This window comes from Mycobacterium shunyiense (assembly GCF_058270075.1).
This window is the reverse complement of sequence record NZ_JBZDPU010000025.1, coordinates 1-17,187: the sequence shown is the minus strand read 5'-3', so window position 1 is coordinate 17,187 and position 17,187 is coordinate 1. Positions and strand designations below refer to the sequence as shown.

Annotated in this window: 18 protein-coding genes; 8 read left to right on the top strand and 10 right to left on the bottom strand. The window is 67.1% G+C overall.

Annotated features, from left to right (window positions below; genetic code table 11):
• Positions 1–40: 40 nt before the first annotated feature.
• Positions 41–781, top strand: coding sequence for an SDR family oxidoreductase (locus tag AC4ELH_RS26170; protein WP_463793889.1), 741 nt, complete (start codon positions 41–43; stop codon positions 779–781).
• Positions 782–794: 13 nt separating this feature from the next.
• Here AC4ELH_RS26170 and AC4ELH_RS26165 read toward each other — a convergent pair whose 3' ends face one another.
• Entirely contained in the window at positions 795–1,334 is a 540-nt protein-coding gene (locus AC4ELH_RS26165; RefSeq protein ID WP_064886712.1) for an LppP/LprE family lipoprotein, read from the bottom strand.
• 111 nt (positions 1,335–1,445) lie between these two features.
• On the opposite strand from AC4ELH_RS26165, the gene AC4ELH_RS26160 reads away from it, so the two are divergent.
• Genes AC4ELH_RS26160 through AC4ELH_RS26150 form a run of 3 tightly spaced genes read left to right on the top strand, consistent with a single transcriptional unit; the run spans position 1,446 to position 5,137 of the window.
• Positions 1,446–3,197: a DEAD/DEAH box helicase gene (locus AC4ELH_RS26160; RefSeq protein WP_064886683.1), complete on the top strand. Its 1,752-nt coding sequence runs from the start codon at positions 1,446–1,448 to the stop codon at positions 3,195–3,197.
• Entirely contained in the window at positions 3,194–4,375 is a 1,182-nt protein-coding gene (locus AC4ELH_RS26155; RefSeq protein WP_448448470.1) for an acyltransferase family protein, read from the top strand. Before AC4ELH_RS26160 ends, AC4ELH_RS26155 begins: the two co-directional genes overlap by 4 nt.
• Before the next feature lie 51 nt (positions 4,376–4,426).
• Positions 4,427–5,137 (top strand): siderophore-interacting protein, encoded by a 711-nt coding sequence (locus tag AC4ELH_RS26150; RefSeq protein WP_448448469.1) that lies wholly within the window; start codon positions 4,427–4,429, stop codon positions 5,135–5,137.
• Positions 5,138–5,157: 20 nt separating this feature from the next.
• Here AC4ELH_RS26150 and AC4ELH_RS26145 read toward each other — a convergent pair whose 3' ends face one another.
• From AC4ELH_RS26145 to AC4ELH_RS26135, 3 genes are read right to left on the bottom strand one after another with little or no spacing between them, the layout of a single operon-like run.
• A complete protein-coding gene (locus AC4ELH_RS26145) occupies positions 5,158–5,994 on the bottom strand; it encodes a DUF5995 family protein (protein ID WP_064886680.1) in 837 nt (278 codons plus the stop codon).
• Positions 5,995–6,039: 45 nt separating this feature from the next.
• The gene (locus AC4ELH_RS26140) at positions 6,040–6,630 is read right to left on the bottom strand and encodes a TetR/AcrR family transcriptional regulator (protein WP_448448468.1); all 591 of its coding nucleotides are present in this window, start codon (positions 6,628–6,630) and stop codon (positions 6,040–6,042) included.
• Positions 6,630–7,868, bottom strand: a complete 1,239-nt coding sequence (locus tag AC4ELH_RS26135) for a cytochrome P450 (RefSeq protein ID WP_055116338.1) — start codon at positions 7,866–7,868, stop codon at positions 6,630–6,632. Before AC4ELH_RS26135 ends, AC4ELH_RS26140 begins: the two co-directional genes overlap by 1 nt.
• Positions 7,869–7,933: 65 nt before the next feature.
• Between AC4ELH_RS26135 and AC4ELH_RS26130 the strand changes: the two genes are divergently transcribed.
• Positions 7,934–8,809 carry a rhomboid family intramembrane serine protease gene (locus AC4ELH_RS26130; protein ID WP_082963593.1) on the top strand — a complete coding sequence of 292 codons (876 nt, stop codon included), beginning with the start codon at positions 7,934–7,936 and terminating at the stop codon, positions 8,807–8,809.
• A 7-nt stretch (positions 8,810–8,816) separates the two neighbouring features.
• On the opposite strand, the gene AC4ELH_RS26125 is transcribed toward AC4ELH_RS26130, so the two are convergent.
• Both AC4ELH_RS26125 and tap read right to left on the bottom strand, forming a co-directional pair.
• Positions 8,817–10,181, bottom strand: a complete 1,365-nt coding sequence (locus tag AC4ELH_RS26125; RefSeq protein WP_498887654.1) for an FAD-binding oxidoreductase — start codon at positions 10,179–10,181, stop codon at positions 8,817–8,819.
• Positions 10,182–10,258: 77 nt separating this feature from the next.
• Positions 10,259–11,488, bottom strand: coding sequence for a multidrug efflux MFS transporter Tap (gene tap / locus AC4ELH_RS26120; protein ID WP_498887652.1), 1,230 nt, complete (start codon positions 11,486–11,488; stop codon positions 10,259–10,261).
• Positions 11,489–11,556: 68 nt separating this feature from the next.
• Here tap and AC4ELH_RS26115 point away from each other — a divergent pair, with 68 nt between their 5' ends.
• Positions 11,557–12,405 (top strand): uracil-DNA glycosylase, encoded by an 849-nt coding sequence (locus AC4ELH_RS26115; protein ID WP_498887651.1) that lies wholly within the window; start codon positions 11,557–11,559, stop codon positions 12,403–12,405.
• 13 nt (positions 12,406–12,418) lie between these two features.
• Positions 12,419–13,468 carry an LLM class flavin-dependent oxidoreductase gene (locus tag AC4ELH_RS26110; protein WP_064960380.1) on the top strand — a complete coding sequence of 350 codons (1,050 nt, stop codon included), beginning with the start codon at positions 12,419–12,421 and terminating at the stop codon, positions 13,466–13,468.
• On the opposite strand, the gene AC4ELH_RS26105 is transcribed toward AC4ELH_RS26110, so the two are convergent.
• The 3 genes from AC4ELH_RS26105 to AC4ELH_RS26095 are packed head-to-tail and all read right to left on the bottom strand — an operon-like array spanning position 13,465 to position 14,836.
• Positions 13,465–13,908, bottom strand: coding sequence for a nitroreductase family deazaflavin-dependent oxidoreductase (locus tag AC4ELH_RS26105; protein WP_064886710.1), 444 nt, complete (start codon positions 13,906–13,908; stop codon positions 13,465–13,467). The genes AC4ELH_RS26110 and AC4ELH_RS26105 overlap by 4 nt on opposite strands.
• 10 nt (positions 13,909–13,918) lie before the next feature.
• Positions 13,919–14,356: an HIT family protein gene (locus tag AC4ELH_RS26100; protein WP_064960379.1), complete on the bottom strand. Its 438-nt coding sequence runs from the start codon at positions 14,354–14,356 to the stop codon at positions 13,919–13,921.
• A gap of 9 nt (positions 14,357–14,365) precedes the next feature.
• The gene (locus AC4ELH_RS26095) at positions 14,366–14,836 is read right to left on the bottom strand and encodes a VOC family protein (RefSeq protein WP_498887649.1); all 471 of its coding nucleotides are present in this window, start codon (positions 14,834–14,836) and stop codon (positions 14,366–14,368) included.
• A gap of 27 nt (positions 14,837–14,863) precedes the next feature.
• Here AC4ELH_RS26095 and AC4ELH_RS26090 point away from each other — a divergent pair, with 27 nt between their 5' ends.
• Positions 14,864–15,679, top strand: a complete 816-nt coding sequence (locus AC4ELH_RS26090; protein ID WP_498887648.1) for an AraC family transcriptional regulator — start codon at positions 14,864–14,866, stop codon at positions 15,677–15,679.
• Between the two features lie 10 nt (positions 15,680–15,689).
• On the opposite strand, the gene AC4ELH_RS26085 is transcribed toward AC4ELH_RS26090, so the two are convergent.
• The gene (locus tag AC4ELH_RS26085) at positions 15,690–17,117 is read right to left on the bottom strand and encodes an HNH endonuclease signature motif containing protein (RefSeq protein WP_498887647.1); all 1,428 of its coding nucleotides are present in this window, start codon (positions 17,115–17,117) and stop codon (positions 15,690–15,692) included.
• Positions 17,118–17,187: the final 70 nt, after the last annotated feature.

Here is a 17,187-nt window from a genome sequence, read left to right as displayed (position 1 = left end):
TCTTGGACGCGGTGCGGAGGACCGTCGAAGACTCGACGGTATGAGCAGATACGACGGCAAGAACGTGGTGATCACAGGGGGAAGCAGCGGACTGGGGCTGGCGGCCGCACAGTTCCTGGTGGACAACGGCGCTCGCGTGCTGGTCACCGGCCGCAACCAGGACACGCTGGACGATGCGGGGCGGCAGCTCGGCGGCAACGGGATCACGGTCCGTAGCGACGCGAGCTCGCTACCGGATATCGACGCGCTGGCCGGCCGCGTCAAGATCGAATTCGGCACGGTCGACGCGTTGGTCGTCAACGCCGGCATCGGTAGCTTCGACCCCTTCGATGCGGTGACCGAGCAGACCTTCGATGAGGTCTTCGCGATCAACACCAAGGGGCCGTTCTTCACCGTGCAGAGGCTGGCGCCGCTGCTCGCCGAGGGCAGTGGTGTGGTGCTGACGACGTCGATCGCGAACCAGACGGGGTGGGATGCGCTGAGCGTGTACTCGGCTAGCAAGGCGGCGCTGCGATCGATGGCCCGCACTCTCAGCCGGGAGTTGCTGCCCAGAGGAATTCGGGTCAACGCGATCAGCCCGGGCTCGATCGACACCGGCAAGTTGGAGAAGGAAGTGCCGGAGAAGGCCGCCCAACTCAAGGCCGAGTTCACCGCGAGCAGTCCGATGAAGCGGTGGGGTCGGCCCAGCGAGTTTGCGCCTGCGGTGGCATTTTTGGCGCTTGACGCGACGTATGTCGCCGGCACCGAGCTGGTGGTCGACGGCGGCGAGTCACAACTGTGACGGGGCTGCGGATCTAGCCTGTGTTGCCCATCAACTCCACGCCGCCGCCGTTCCAGCGGAACTTCACCGTGCTGGCCAGTCCGTGGAATCCGCCCGAGTACTGCAGCGCCACGGTGTCCCCGGTACTGGCCGTCTTGTCGATGGCGTTGAAGCCGTAGGTGTCGGGCACGCCGGTGGGGATGAACTTGCCGAGGTGGAACAGCACGGCCCGGGTGTTGGGGTGTTCGGAGTTGGTGTTGGCTTTGACGATCACCGCCGACAGCTGAGCGCACTCGTTGTAGTTGCCCGCCAGCGGTTCGGGGCTCCAGGCCTGATTGCTGCGCGGGTCACGGGGCAACTCGGAGACGGCCTTGGCGATCTCGGGTGCGGCCAGGTTGACCGCGCACGGGTCGGCCTGCGGTGCCGCCGGTGTCGGGGCGGCCTTGGCGGCTGGTTTCGACGCCGGGGGCGGTGCCGCGTTGGCGCTGGCTTCGGGGGTTTTTGAGACCGTGGAATCTCCTGATCCGCACCCCGCGAGCGTGAGCACGGCCGCCACGACGACCCCGGGCGCCATGGCGAACACTGCGACCCGTTTCACAGTTGGGCAACCTACCGTGACCCCGCTGCGGGGTTGTGCAGGCGCGCGGCCGGGAATCCGGCCGATTGGCACTAGACTTCTGAACCGATGACCTCGCCAGACCCGGATTCGGGGGATACCGCCCCAACGTTTGCCGACCTGCAGATCGACCCTGCAGTGTTGAAGGCAGTCACTGATGTCGGATACGAGACGCCTTCGGCGATCCAGGCCGCGACCATTCCAGCCATGCTCGCGGGCTCCGACGTGGTCGGGCTGGCTCAGACCGGCACCGGCAAGACGGCCGCTTTTGCCATCCCGATCCTGTCCAAGATCGACACCTCGAGCAAGGCCACCCAGGCGCTGGTGCTGGCACCGACTCGTGAGTTGGCATTGCAGGTCGCCGAGGCATTCGGCCGGTACGGCGCGCACCTTCCTGCGGTCAACGTGCTGCCGATCTACGGCGGTGCGTCCTACACCGTGCAGCTGTCCGGGCTGCGTCGCGGCGCCCAGGTCGTGGTGGGCACTCCGGGCCGCGTGATCGACCATCTCGAGCGCGGCACGCTGGATCTGTCGAACCTGGACTACCTGGTGCTCGACGAGGCCGACGAGATGCTCACCATGGGCTTCGCCGAAGAGGTCGAGCGGATCCTCGCCGACACCCCGGAGTACAAGCAGGTGGCGCTGTTCTCGGCCACGATGCCGCCGGCCATCCGCAAGATCACCACCAAGTACCTGCACGATCCGGTCGAGGTCACGGTCAAGGCCAAGACTGCGACCGCCGAGAACATCACCCAGCGGTTCATCCAGGTGGCGGGTGCGCGCAAGTTGGACGCGCTGACGCGGGTGCTCGAGGTCGAAGAGGGCGACGCGATGATCGTGTTCGTCCGCACCAAGCAGGCCACCGAGGAGGTCGCCGAGCGGCTCAAGGCCCGCGGCTTCGCGGCGGCCGCCATCAACGGCGACATCAACCAGTCCCAACGTGAGCGCACCATCAGCGCGCTCAAGGACGGCACGATCGACATTCTGGTCGCCACCGACGTCGCCGCCCGCGGTCTGGACGTCGAGCGCATCTCCCATGTCGTCAACTACGACATCCCGCATGACACCGAGTCGTACGTGCACCGCATCGGCCGCACCGGCCGGGCCGGCCGCTCGGGGCACGCCCTGCTGTTCGTCACCCCGCGCGAACGGCACCTGCTCAAGTCGATCGAGAAGCACACCCGGTCGAAGGTCATCGAGGCCGAGCTGCCCAGCGTCGACGACGTCAACGCGCAGCGCGTGGCCAAGTTCCGTGATTCCATCACCGACTCGCTCAATGGTCCGGGCCTGGAATTGTTCCGTCGGATCATCGAGGACTTCGAGCGCGAGAACGACGTGCCGATGGTCGACATCGCCGCCGCGCTGGCGCTGCAGTCGCGTAACGGCGAAGAGTTCCTGATGACCGAGCCGCCGCCGGAGAAGCGCCGGGAGCGCGATCGCGACGATCGGGGCGAGCGGCCTGCTCGCAAGGAGCGTCCGCCGCGTGAGGGCCTGGCAACGTACCGGATCTCGGTGGGCAAGCGGCACAAGGTGGGTCCCGGCCACATCGTCGGCGCGATCGCCAACGAAGGCGGCCTGCATCGCAACGAGTTCGGCCACATCACCATCCGTGGTGATTATTCGCTCGTGGAGCTGCCGGAGAAGCTGCCGAGCAAGACGCTCAAGGCGCTGGAGAACACCCGGATTTCGGGCATGCTGATCAATCTGGAGCGGGAGCGCGGTGAGCGCGCCGACCATAGTGACCGTGGGCCGCGCCGTGAGTACAAGGGCCGTTCCGAACACCGCGACCGCTCGGGGAAGCCGCACCGGAAGACCAAGTGACGGTCTCCAGAAGCGTGAAGGGGCCGTCGGATCAAGGTGGCCTCGAGTCGGTAGACAACGTGGTCTCCGGGGCTTCTGGGTCCACGCGGGTCGCGTCGCTGACCGGGATCCGTGCGGTGGCCGCCATTCTGGTGGTGCTGACCCACGCGGCGTACACGACCGGCAAGTATGGGCAGGGCTATCTCGGGCTGGTGTATTCGCGGGCCGAGATCGGTGTGCCGATCTTCTTCGTGCTGAGCGGTTTCCTGCTGTTCCGGCCGTGGGTGCGGGCTGCCGCCTCCGGCGACATCGGGCGGGGCAAGTCCCCGTCCGTCCGCCGCTACGCCTGGCACCGGGTGCGACGGATCATGCCGGCCTATGTGGTCACGGTGCTGCTCGCCTACCTGCTCTACCACTTCCGGACGGCGGGCCCCAATCCCGGGCACACCTGGATGGGTCTGTTCCGCAATCTGACGTTGTCCCAGATCTATACGGACAACTACCTGTTCTCCTACCTGCATCAGGGGTTGACCCAGATGTGGAGCCTGGCGGTGGAAGCGGCGTTCTACGTCGCGTTGCCGTTCGTGGCCTATCTGCTGCTGGTGGTGTTGTGCCGGCGGCGTTGGCGCCCGGGCCTGTTGTTCTTCGGCCTGGCCTCGTTGGCGGCGATGTCTCCGCTGTGGCTGTGGATCGTGCACGATTCCACGGGTCTGCCCGACGGTGCCCGGTTGTGGCTGCCCACGTACATGGCCTGGTTCGTGGCGGGTATGGCACTGACCGTGCTGAGCCAGCTCAAGGTGCGTGGCTACGGAATGGTGTGCGTGCCGTTGGCGGTGGTGTGTTACTTCATCGCGTCGACGCCGCTCGCGGGGGAGCCGACCACGTCGCCGGCCAAGCTGAGCGAGGCGTTGGTCAAGACGTTCTTCTATGCGGTGATCGCGGCTCTGCTGGTGGCTCCGCCGGCTTTGGGCGACCGAGGTTGGTACAGCCGGTTCCTGGCGTCGCGCCCGATGGTCTTCCTCGGTGAGATCTCCTACGAGATCTTCCTGATCCACCTGATGATCATGGAGTTGGTGATGGTCGAGGTGATGCGCGATCCGGTCTACACGGGGTCGATGTTCAACCTGTTCGTGCTCACCATGGTGTTCACCATCCCAGCCGCCTGGTTGCTGCACCGGTTCACGCGCGTCCGCTCCTGATCTTTTAGTTAGGGTAAGCTTACCTAACAAGAAGGTTCACGGGAGGTACGCATGGCCGAGCAGAAGGCGTCGCGCGGGCTCGAGGGGGCCCTGGTCAAACTCTGGCGGGGCGGTGACTACGAGCTGACGGTCTCGGGCCGTACCGAGCTCACGCCGAACTACCTCCGACTTCACTTCAAAGCGGAAAAACTGCTCGCTGAGCATCGGGTTCATCCGACGATGTGGGTGCGGGGCTGGTTTCCCGACGACGGCAAGGCTCATCAGCGCGGCTACACCCTGGTCAACGCCGACCCGCACGCCGGCACCGTGGACATCGATTTCGCCATGCACGACGGCATCGCCACCCGCTGGGCCCGTGCGGCCCAGTCCGGCGACGTCCTGGACGTGACGGTCCTCGGCAGCAACTTCGCCCTACCCGAGCCGGCACCGGCCGGTTATGTGATCGTCGGTGACACGGCGTCGCTTCCCGCGATCAACTCACTGTTGGACGCGATCGGGGATACCCCGGCCTGGGTCTTCCTGGAGGCCGGATACGACGACGACCGCGAGCTGCCGGTCACCGGTGGCGCGGAGATCATCTGGGTGGACCGGGCGGAAGAAGATCTGCTGGCGACCGTCAGCGCGTCGGCCTTCGACGCATCGGACCATTTCGGTTGGGTCGCATGCAACAACCGCACCACCCGGGCCGTGGCACGGGTCTTCCGCGAGGAATACGGGATCCCGCGCAAGTCCATCAAGGCGCAGGCCTACTGGGTGGCCTGACGCCGCCCGGCCTCACACCGTCAAAGCACTGTCTGAATCGGGGCGGGCGTCTCGGCGATCTGGTCGAGCACCCGAACGTTGTGGGCCACATCGCGACTCTCGCGCGCGGCGATCTCCTTGATCGCCAGATCGAAGGCGCCGACCAGGCTGGGTGGGTCGAACACGGCCTGCGCCTGCCGGCTCACCTGGAGGTCTCGGGCCCAGATCGTCGGTGGCCGCGCGAATCCGGGTTCCAACGCCAGCACCGTGGCGAACCGCCATGCGCTGTCACGCAGGGAGCGGATCGCCTCGTTCAGGACGAAGATCTGATGCTGTTGGAGCACGGCATAAATGTCGGCCAGCGCCGGTGACAGCTCGTTGATGTCGTTGACCACCCCGGCGATCTGGCTCGCCAGCACGGCGTTGATGGTGTCGAAGTCCTTGTGCAGCGACGGTAGCCGGCCTGCTCCCACGAGACCCTGTACCGCGATGCCGAGGTCGAGGACGATGTGGGCGGTGACGCCGGCGAGCATGTGCTGCACCAGGATCGGTGCGGGTTTGTCGGCCCACTCGAAGGTGGCCCGCCAGGACCGGGTGGGTTTCGGGTACCGGTCCGGGTGGAAGTAACCGTTGAGCGCATCGAAGTAGCGCTGTGCGAACGCCGCGTCGAGCCGGTCCATCCGTGGACCGTCCTCGAATGTGCCGGCGTCGACCGCGGTGCCTACTGCGATGGTGATCCTTTTGTACAGGGCGGCGAAATAGCCCAGCCGACTTGACGTTTCCACAGCCCAATCGGTGACCGTGTCGATGGCCGAGACAACCTCGGCAATGCTGGTGACCGCCGGGAGCGGCGGCAGTGGCGTCGGGTGGCTGGCCATAATCGAAAGTATGGGGCAGGTTCGCCCTGCGTGCCGGGCAATCGGCTACTGTGCGCGCAGTCCTGACGGGATCACCAGCGGGGCGACGAACTCGGCCAGCATGGTCCGCTCGTCCGCCTCGTCGACGCCGGGGAAGACCAGCAGCGACACCATGACGCGCACCAGCCACCTGGCGCGGCGGCCCACGACGTCGTCACTCTGCCCCGTTTCGCCGGCGAGTGAACGCACGAAGCCTTCCACCAACGCGCGGATCACCTCGGAGTGTTCGGCCATCTCGCCGCCGATCGGCGGTTGAGCGGTGGCGAACCACGACGACAGCGCCGGGCTGACACGCACTGCCCGCAGCGCGGTGATCACGCCCTCGATCAGGCGCTGCGCCGGATCGGTGACCGTGGCCACCTGTTCGCTGACCTCTTCGTACAGCCGACGTGCCTCGCGGTGCACATAGGCGGTGTAGAGCGCCTCGCGGTTCTCGAAATAGCGGTACAGCGTGGCGCGGGAACATCCTGCGGCGGCGGCGATCTCGTGCATGCCAACGGTCGCCGCGTTCTGCTGGGTGAACAGCGAGTCGGCGGCGTCGAGGATATGGTCGGCGGCCACTTCGGACCGCCGGGCCGACAACCAGTCGCGGGGCATCAGGCCCCGGCTCGGAACGGCACGGAGAACGGCCGTCGCACATAGCTGCCGCCGGCCCAGACCACCGCGTCCAGGTCGACCTCGAAATCGGGATAGCGGGAGAGCAATTCGGTCAGTGCCACCCGGGACTGCATGCGGGCAGCTGCTGCGCCGAGGCAGAAGTGTGCACCGTGGCTGAAGGTCAGGATGTTGCGCGGGGCGCGTCGCACGTCAAGTTCGGCTGCGTTCTCACCGAATTCACGCTCGTCGCGGTTGCCCGAGCCGTACAGCAACAGCGTCTTGCGCCCGGCCGGGATGGTGGTGTCGCCGATGGTGACATCGCGGGTGGTGGTGCGGGCCAGACCCTGCACCGGCGAGGTCAGCCGCAGGAACTCGTCGACAGCTTCCGGGATCAGTTCGGGGTCGTCGATCAGAAGTTGACGCTGATCGGGCCGCTGCTGCAGGAGTTGCACTGCGCCGCCCAACATTCCGGTGGTGGTGTCGTTGCCGCCGGTGACCATGGTGAACGTGAAGGCCAGGATCGACAGCACGCCGGCGATGTCGCCGTCCGCACCGACGCCCGCGGCCACCAGGTGCGAGATGGTGTCGTCGCCGGGCTCGCGGCGGCGTCGTTCGATGAGCTCGGAGAAGTAGCCCATCATCGAGGCCACTGCAGCCCCGGCGGTGCCCATCGCCGCCGTGATACCGCCGGCCGAGCTGTTGGCCGCGACGATGGCGTCTGTCCAGCCGTCGAACTGGTCCCGGTCTGCCTCGGGTACCCCGAGGTAGTGCGCGACGACCATCGAGGGCAGCGGCTTGAACAACTCGGCGGCGATATCCCCGCCGCCATTCGAGCGCAACCCCTCGAGGCGCTCGATGACGAATTCCCGCACCTTGGGCTCCACCGCTTCCACCTGACGCGGGGTGAACCCGCGCGAGACCAGCTTGCGGAACTCGGTGTGCACCGGTGGGTCCTGCATGACGAACGGCGGGTTGTCGGCCAGCCCGATCATGTCCAGCTCTCCGTAGGTGACCGTCAGGCCCTGCGCCGAGGAGAAGGTCTCGTGGTCCCGGGCGGCCGCCCAGATGTCGGCGTGCCGGGAGAGCACGTAGTAGTCGTGCTCCGGCGACTCCTCGGGCACGACGTGGTGCACGGGATCGTGGTCGCGCAGAGCGGCGTACATCGGCCACGGATTGGGCCAGGTGTCGGCGTCGGCGGGAACGAACCGGGCGGAGCTATGAGACAAAGTCGCTGCCATGTCTTATTCGTACGACAGTCGTGGCATCTGTGTCAATAGTCGGACCCGCATTAGGCTCGGGCGTGATGAACACCCCTGGCACGCCGCAGCTACCTGCCCAGACGCCGACGTGTTACCGGCATCCGGACCGTCCCACCTATGTGAGCTGCACCCGCTGCGGGCGCCCTGTCTGCCCCGAGTGCATGCGCTCGGCGGCCGTCGGCCATCAGTGTGTGGAGTGCGTCAACGAGGGCGCCAGGTCGGTGCGGGCCGAGCGCACGCAGTTCGGCGGGGTGGCCCGTGCCGGGGCGCCGATCCTGACCTACGCGCTGATCGCGGTGAACGTCGTGATGTTCGTGCTGCAGATGGCCTCGGGGGATCGGGTGACCGAGGAGCTGACGTTGTGGGCCCCGGGGATCGCGGTCTACGACCAGTACTACCGGCTGGTGACCTCGGCTTTTCTGCACTACGGCGTGATGCACCTGTTGTTCAACATGTGGGCCCTCTACGTTGTGGGTCCGCCGCTGGAGCAGTGGCTGGGCCGGCTGCGATACGGGGCGTTGTATGCGCTCAGCGCCCTGGGCGGTTCGGTACTGGTCTACCTGCTCACGCCGGTCAACGTCCCGACCGCCGGCGCATCCGGGGCGATCTTCGGCCTGTTCGGTGCGATCTTCGTGGTGGCCCGCAAGCTCCAACTCGACGTCCGCATGATCGCTGCCGTCGTCATCATCAACTTGGTGTTCACCTTCGCCGGGCCCGCATTGGGAACCGGGGCGATCAGCTGGCAGGGCCACATCGGCGGCCTGATCACGGGCGCGGGTATCGCCGCCGCTTACGTGTACGCCCCGAGCGCGCGTCGAAATGCCATCCAGGCCGGGGTCTCGGTGGCGGTGCTACTGGTATTCCTTGCGTTGATCGCCTGGCGCACAAGCCATCTGCTGACGATGTTCGCAGCGGCCTGAGTCCGGGCTAGATCGCTGCGCCGGGGTTGAGGATGTTGTGTGGGTCCAGCGCCCGCTTGATCCGGTGATTGAGTTCCATGGCGTCCGGGCCGATCTGGCCGGCCAGCCACGGTTGCTTGAGCCGGCCCACGCCGTGCTCACCGGTGATGGTGCCACCCAGGCCGATCGCGAGGTCCATGATCTCGCCGAACGCCAGCTGAGCCCGCTGCGCCTCATCGGCGTCGGCCGGGTCGAACACGATCAGCGGGTGGGTGTTGCCGTCACCGGCATGGGCGATCACCGAGATCAGCAGTCGCCGCTGGGCCGCGATCGCGGCCACCCCGCTGACCAGGTCTGCCAGTGCGGGCAGCGGCACACCGACATCCTCCAGCAGCAGTGAGCCCTTGGCCTCGACGGCCGGGATGGCGAAACGGCGGGCGGCCACGAAGGCCTCGCCCTCGTCCGGGTCTGAGGTTGAGAACACCTCGGTGGCACCGCATTCAGTGAACACCTGGGCCATGAACGCGGCGTCGTCGGCGCCCGCGGCACCGCGATCGTCGGACGCGGCCACCATCATCGCCGCGGCGTTGCGGTCGAGGCCCATCTTGAGCTTGTCCTCGACGGCGTTGATCGCCACGGAGTCCATGAACTCCAGCATGGACGGCCGGATCTTGCCGGTGATCTTCACGACCGAGTTCGACGCGGCTTCCACGGAATCGAACGTGGCCACCACAGTGCACGGGGAGTGCTGCGGGGGTAGCAGCCGCAGCGTCGCCTCGGCGACTATTCCCAGCGTCCCCTCGCTTCCGACGAACAGCTTCGTCAGGCTCAGGCCCGCAACGTCTTTCAAGCGCGGGCCGCCCAGCCGTACCGCGGTGCCGTCGGCCAGCACCACCTGCAGCCCGAGCACGTAGTCGGTGGTCACGCCGTACTTGACGCAGCACAGCCCGCCCGCATTGGTCGCGACATTGCCGCCGATGCTGCAGATCTCGAACGACGACGGGTCGGGTGGGTACCAGAGTCCGTGTGCGGCAACGGCTTTCTTCACCTCAGCGTTGAGCAGGCCGGGCTGCACGACAGCGGTGCGGGTGACCGGGTCGACGGTGATGTCACGCATCTTCTCGGTGGACAACACGATCCCGCCGTTCAGCGCGGTCGCGCCGCCCGACAACCCGGTCCCTGCGCCACGCGGCACCACAGCCACCCGATGCTCGCCGGCCCAACGCAGCACGGTCTGGACTTCCTCGGTGCGGGTCGGCCGAACCACCGCCAGCGGGGTGCCCGCCGCCGGATCGGCAGCCCGGTCCTGGCGGTAGGAGGCCAGGATGTCGGGGTCGGTGACCACGACCCCCTCGGGCAGTTCGGCGATCAACTTCGACAGCGCGGATTCCACACCGGAATCGTAGTTCGGGCCGTTGACTCTGCGGGGAGGGCGCTGATCACCCGCAGTTTCTCACCGTGGGCGCAGAGTCAATGCTGACGAGCGGAGTCCAAGGCACGCAGCGCCGGCAGGAAGACCGCGACCAGGCCAAGCAGCAGCATCGGCAGGGACAGGGCCAGGAACGTCGCGTGCAGGCCGGCGGCGTCGGCCAGCGGCCCGGCCAGGATCAACCCGAGCGGTCCGGCGGCGTAGGCCAGTGAACCCATCACGCCGACCACGCGGCCGCGCAGGTGCTGTGGGGCGGTGGTCTGCATGACGTAGTTGTAGATGGGCGCGATCGGCCCGTAGACGAACCCGACGATCGCGCACAGCACCAGGATCAGTGGAAGCGGTGGCAGGAACGCGATGACCGTCATCGCCACGCCGAGCGTGATCACCGCGGTCAGCATGGTGGCCCGTCGGCTCATGTATTTCGACATCACCGCGTAGCCCAGCGCCCCCAGCAACCCGCCGATGCTCAGCGCCATCAGTACCCAGCCCAGTTCGGTGGGTTCGTTGCGGTCGGTGAAGTATTTCGGGAAAAGGACTGATTCCATGGGCATGTACAGCCCGGTGGCCACCAGGTCGACGATCGCGAGGGTGCGCAATACCGGTGTGTACCAGACGAATCGAAGCCCTTCGAGGATGCCCGCGAGGACGCCTTCGGTCAGCATGGAGCGGTCCGGCGTGCCCGCACCTTCGAGCCGCAGGATCGAGATGGCCAGGATCGAACAGCAGAACGCCCCGGCGGTCACCCACATCGTGTTGATTCCACCGATGGTGGCGATCAACAGGCCGCCGATGCCTGGACCGACGATGTAGGCCAGGTTGAACACCGCCTCGTACACGGAGTTGGCGTGGTCCAACGTCCACCCCGCGCGGCCGGCGGCCTCGGGCAGCATGGTCTCGCGGGCCGTCATCCCGGCCGGGTCGAAGAAGGCGCCCAACGCGGCCAGGACTGCCAGCACCGCGACATTCACCGCGTCCACCCCGAAGGTCAGGGCCAGCGCCGGAACCGCCGCCACAGACAGGGCCGACAGTAGATCGGAGATCATCGAGACGCGCCGCCGGCCCAGATAGTCCACGGCTGCCCCGGCGATCAGCGTGGCGATCAGCAGCGGCAGGGTCCCGGCCATCGCCACGATCGACGCGTCGAGCGCGGAACCGTTGCGCTGCAACACCAGCCAGGGGAATGCGACGATCGTGATGCCATTGCCCGCCCCGGCCATCAGCGCGGCGAACAGGATCAGCAGCAGTGGGCCGCGCTTGGTGTCGGTCATGGCTATCGCGGCCGAATCTAGCAGCGTGCCCGCACCCGTCGCGACGGAATTTCGGGCACAGTGAGCTGATGGAGCTCGCTCATCCAAGGACCGGAGAACTGTTCACGTCCCCGGTACCGCCAGGCTCGGGCTGGCCCGGTGATCCGGCCACCCCATCCACTCCGGTGGCGAAGACCGCCGCGCAGGTGCGGCGGCTGGCGGCCAGGGCCGGGTCGGTGGACGAGTTGGACGCGCTGATCTCGGTGTGCCGGGCCTGCCCCCGGTTGGTCACCTGGCGCGAAGAGGTCGCGATCGCCAAGCGGAAATCTTTTGCCGATCAACCATATTGGGGTCGCCCGGCGACGGGGTTCGGTTCGGAGCGGCCGCGGATCTTCATCGTCGGGCTGGCGCCGGCCGCGCAGGGTGCCAACCGCACCGGCAGGGTGTTCACCGGCGACCGCTCGGGGGATTTCCTGTTCGCCGCGCTGCACCGGACCGGTCTGGCGAACCAGGCCGAGAGCGTCGACGCCGCTGACGGTCTGCAATTGAGAGGCACCCGGATGGCAGCCGCGGTGCGCTGCGCTCCTCCGGCGAATGCGCCGACACCGGCCGAGCGGGCCACCTGCGCGCCATGGTTGCAGGCCGAATGGCGGCTGGCCGGACCGTCGGTGCGCGTGGTCATCGCATTGGGCGGCTTTGCCTGGCGGGCGGCGCTGGAGTTGATCGGGGATCGCCCCAAACCCGCCCCAAAGTTCGGCCACGGTGCAACGGCGTCGCTGACCTCGGCGTTCGGCCCGGTCACGCTTCTCGGATGCTTCCACCCCAGCCAGCAGAACACCTTCACCGGCCGGCTCACGCCTGCCATGCTCGACGACATCTTCGTCACCGCCGAGCACCTGGTGACCGAGGCGGACGGGAACGAACCGGGCCGCTCGTGACGTTGACGCTGTCATGCGGCTTTCTGTCCTCGACCTCGTCCCGGTTCGCACCGACCAGTCCACTGCCGATGCCCTGACGGCCACGACACACCTGGCGCAGACCGCTGACCGGCTCGGATACACCCGCTACTGGCTCGCAGAGCACCACAACATGCCCGCGGTGGCCGCCACCAGCCCGCCGGTGCTGATCGCGCATCTCGCCGCGCACACCACGCAACTGCGGCTGGGGTCGGGCGGGGTGATGCTGCCCAACCACGCACCGCTGGCGGTGGCCGAACAGTTCGCGCTGCTGGAGGCCGCCCATCCCGGTCGAATCGATCTAGGCATCGGTCGGGCCCCAGGATCAGACCCGGTCACCTCGCTGGCCCTGCGTGGCGCCGCCGGGCGCGACGATCGCGACATCGAAGCGTTCCCGCAATACCTCGACGACGTGGTGGCCTTGATGAGTGCGCGCGGTGTCCGGGTGCCGTTGCCGCGCGACCTGATGCGGGAGAACTACGTGCTCAAGGCGACGCCCGTCGCGGTCACCGAACCCCGGATGTGGCTGCTCGGCTCGTCGATGTACTCAGCGCACCTGGCCGCGGCCAAGGGGCTGCCGTACGTCTTCGCCCACCATTTCTCCGGGCACGGCACCGCCGAGGCGCTGGCCGTCTACCGCGACGAGTTCCAGCCCAGCGATCTGGCGTCCGAGCCGGTGACCTTCCTGACTGTCAACGCCTCGGTGGCAGAGACGAGCGAAGAGGCCAGGGCCCTGCTCCTGCCGCAATTGCAGATGATGGGCCGGCTGCGCACCGGCCAGCCGCTCGGCGCCCTCGATCTCGTCGAGGACGCCGAGGCGACGACCATGACCCCGCAGGCGCAGGCCGTTGTGGCCTCCGGGCTCGCGCGCGCCGTGGTCGGTTCACCTACCGAGGCGGCAGAGCAGGTCCGGGCCTTGGCCGAGGAATTCGACGTCGACGAGGTGATGGTCAACCCCGTGGGCTCGGCTCGCCGCGGCGCCGATCCGACGACCGCGACGGCCCGTGACACCACCCTGGAACTGCTGGCCAAGGAGCTGTTCTAGGGGCTCAGCACGATCACCGGGATCGGACGTGACGTCCGCTTCTGGTACCCCTTGTAACGGTCCTTGTTGCCCGGCATCGCGTTGACGATCTCCCACAGCCGCGGGTAGTCGGGCTCATCGGGCATCACCGGCGTGGCCGTCACACCGAATCGCTTGGGGCCGACGTTGATCTCGACCTGCGGATTTGCCTTCAGGTTGTGGTACCAGCCGGGTGCCGTCGGTTCACCACCCTTCGACGCCACGACGAGGTAGTTATCGCCGTCTTTTGCGTAGGTCAGCGAATTCGCGCGCTGCAGACCGGTTTTGGCACCCACCGTATGCAGGATCAGGGCGGTCGGACCGCCTGGGATGTGATGGCCGATCCGGCCGTCGGTGGCCTTGTAGACCTTGTCGTGCAGCAACAGCAACGGGAGGCCGATGTACCGCTCCCACCAGGGCATGCTCATGGGCTCAATCCTGCGCGGATTCGTCGAGCTCCGCCAACGCTGCACGTAACAGGCGTCCCGATTCCTCGCGGTCCGGATCGCGGCGCACCATCATGCCCTTGACGAAGGACAGCTTGTCGCCGGTTTGGCGCGGCACGACGTGCAGATGGATGTGGAACACACTCTGGAAGGCGGCTTTGCCGTCATTGATCACGATGTTGTTGCCGTCGGCGTGCAGTCCGGATCGGCGGGCTGCACGCGCGATGCGTTGACCGATGCGGGCCATCTCCGCCACGGTCTCGGCCGGCGTATCCGTCAGGTCGACGCTGTGCCGCTTCGGGATCACCAGGGTGTGTCCTCGGGTGAACGGCCTGATGTCGAGGATGCCCAGGTAGTTGTCGTCCTCGTAGATGCGGATGGCGGGGGCATCACCTGCGGCGATGGCGCAGAACACGCAAGACATCCCGCCACGTTAGCCGCCGGCGGTGGCCGCCCATTCGGCGACGCGTCGTTCACGTTCGGCGGGCGTGAGGTCTTCGACGCGGGTCATCACGGTCCAGCGCAGACCGAACGGGTCGAGGACGGACGCGAACCGGTCACCGGTGACGAACGTCTGCGCAGGTTCGCGGATGGTCGCCCCGGCATTCTCCGCGCGGGTCACCACGTCATCGACGTCGGGGCAGTACAGCCCCATCGAATAGGTTGCCGGGTCGCCTGGTGCGGGAGCGGCGATCTGAAAGGACTCCTGTGGGTCGCCGAGTTGCAGTCGACCGTTGCCGAAATCCAGCTCGGCATGCGAGACGGTGCCATCAGCGCCGTCCATCCGCTCGACGACCGTGGCACCGAACACGGTCTGGTAGAAAGCGATCGCGTCGGCAGCGCCGTCGACGCAGATGAACGGGGTCAGGCTCGTGTAGCCCTCCGGAATCGGTGTGACACTCATGCCGACCAGTTTCGTAGGCTGGGGTCGATGCCGGCTTGGAAAAACGCGTCACAGCAGAACGCGCCGATGCGCGGCGTGGTCGGCCGTGCGGGCAGTGCCTCGGCATTCGACCTTCAGCGGTGGGCGCCGTCGGAGGCGGCTGCGAGCTTCGTCGAGCACTTCTGGTCGGTGGCCTGGGACCGGCATGAGGCAGGTCCATTCGAGAGCACGGTGATCACCTTCCCTGCCATGCATCTCACCAGCGAGTGGGGCGATGATGTTGTGCGCCATGGGCATCGGCTGCCCGCCACGTTGCTGCACGGGGTGGTGCCCGAGGTTTTCCGCATCACGATCAGCGGTCGGGGTGGTGTGGTTGGGGCGCGATTTCGTCCCGGTGGTTTCGTTGGCCGTTTCGGTGGGGACGCTGCGGCGCTCACCGGCCGCGTAGTGCCGGTGGACGACGGGTTGTTGGGCGCACCGGATCTGGACGAGGCGATCGGTGCGATGGCCGGTGAGCCCGACCCGACCTACCGTGCGCTCTGCCCGTTGATCGACCGGATGCGTGACGACGCGACATTGCAGCGGGTGGAGCAGGTCATGGAGCTCTCGCCGTGGAGTACGCGAACCACGCAGCGGGTGTTCCGGCGCTATGTCGGGGTGACGATCAAATGGGTACTGTGCCGATATCGGCTGCAGCAGGCGGCTTTGGAGATCGAGACCGTGCCGGGAGTCGACTTTGCTGATCTCGCAGTACGACTCGGCTGGTATGACCAGGCCCATTTCATCAACGACTTTCGGTCCATGCTGGGCAGCACGCCGGGGGAGTACGCCGCTCAGAACGCGGCCGAGCCCACCGAAGGTTGATCGCCCCTGCTCAGAAGGGTGGTGGTGGTCCGTTTTCTTCGGCGAGCCAGGCTTGGTAGTCGCGTTCGTAGGCGAGGTCGTTGTTGAGTTCGGCGCGTAGGCGTCGTTCTTCTGCGATGCGGTCACGTTGGTCTTGTTCGCGGGTGCGTGAGCGTTTGGGCATCTTCGAAGCGCGATCGGGGTGCGGGGCTTGCGGTTCGGGGTCGGGGAGGTTGAGGTCCCCGGTGGGGTGGGCCAGGGTGGGGAACAGACCGGCGCCGTGGGGTTCGGTCACGTGGGTGTGTCCGGTGGGGGTGGTGAACTCGATGGTGCCGTCGGGTCGTTGACGGTCAGTCCAGCCGGGGCAGAACGTTTTCACCAAATGGTGTGCCCGGCAAAATAGTTTGGTGTTCGACGGATGCGTCGGCCCGGCGGGCCAGGGCGCGGTGTGGTCAATGTCGCAGCGTTCGGCCGGGGCATCACAGCCAGGGAACCGGCACGTCAGATCGCGCCACCGGATGAACTCCGACAACGCCACCGACGGGCGGTACCGCGGCTCAGCCGCAGCGGGCATGCGTACCGGTTTGACCGTGCCGGTGGCGGCCAGATCCCGCACGGACTCGGCGGGCAGGATGCCATGGCCGACCAGATACCCCGGATCATCACAGGTCCCGTTCACGGTGGATTGGTCGGCCAGCACATGCACCACCGCCGCATCCGCGGCCGCCCGCTGCTGTGCGGCCGGGCAGTCCTCACGCCGACACAGACACGGCATGCGGGATTCGAGTCGGGCCACCGGCCCCACCGCATCGGCGCGGCGCTGCTCGCGGGTACGCGGATCGTGGTTGCAGACCGTGTCAGCCACCGCATCCAGGCGTTGACTCAACGCGACCCCGTCAGCGGCGTGGATGTTGGCCCACACCGAGGCCATGCCGGGGCTGCTCGCCTCGACCTGAACAAACCGGCCGTCGTCGATCGGGGGTGGGACCCGCACCCCGTTGGGGTCGAGTTTGGCGATCCACTGATCCACCCGATCCCGCAACTGCCGTTCAGACAACCGCATCCACCGATGCGCCCGGGTGGCGAGTTCTTCATCCAGGCCGGCCCATACTGCGGGGTCGACGATGCCGGTGCGGGCGATGAGCGTCCGCACGATCCGGTAGTCGATGTCGCCAACAGCGAACCGGGCGGCCACCAACGGGAGTTTGTCGCGTAATACCCGGGCGTGATGAATCTGGGTGCCGGCCCGGCCCCGACTGATCCGCAACGCCGCCGACACTTCGGCCGAGACTTCCTCGAACGGGTCGGTGGTCCAAAAGATCGACTCGGCCAACTCCTGCTCCCGCAGACTGTCCAACGCCCCAATCGCAGCCAGCCGCCCCGCGATCGCCGCCGACTCCGCCCGCGCCGCAGCACTGATCTTGTCGATCAGAGCCACATCGGAATCAACCTCGAACATGTGTGGCGCTCCTAGTGTTCTAGTGGGCGCTTTTCTGCTGTTCAGCGGTGTTTTCGATTGAAGCTCAAGC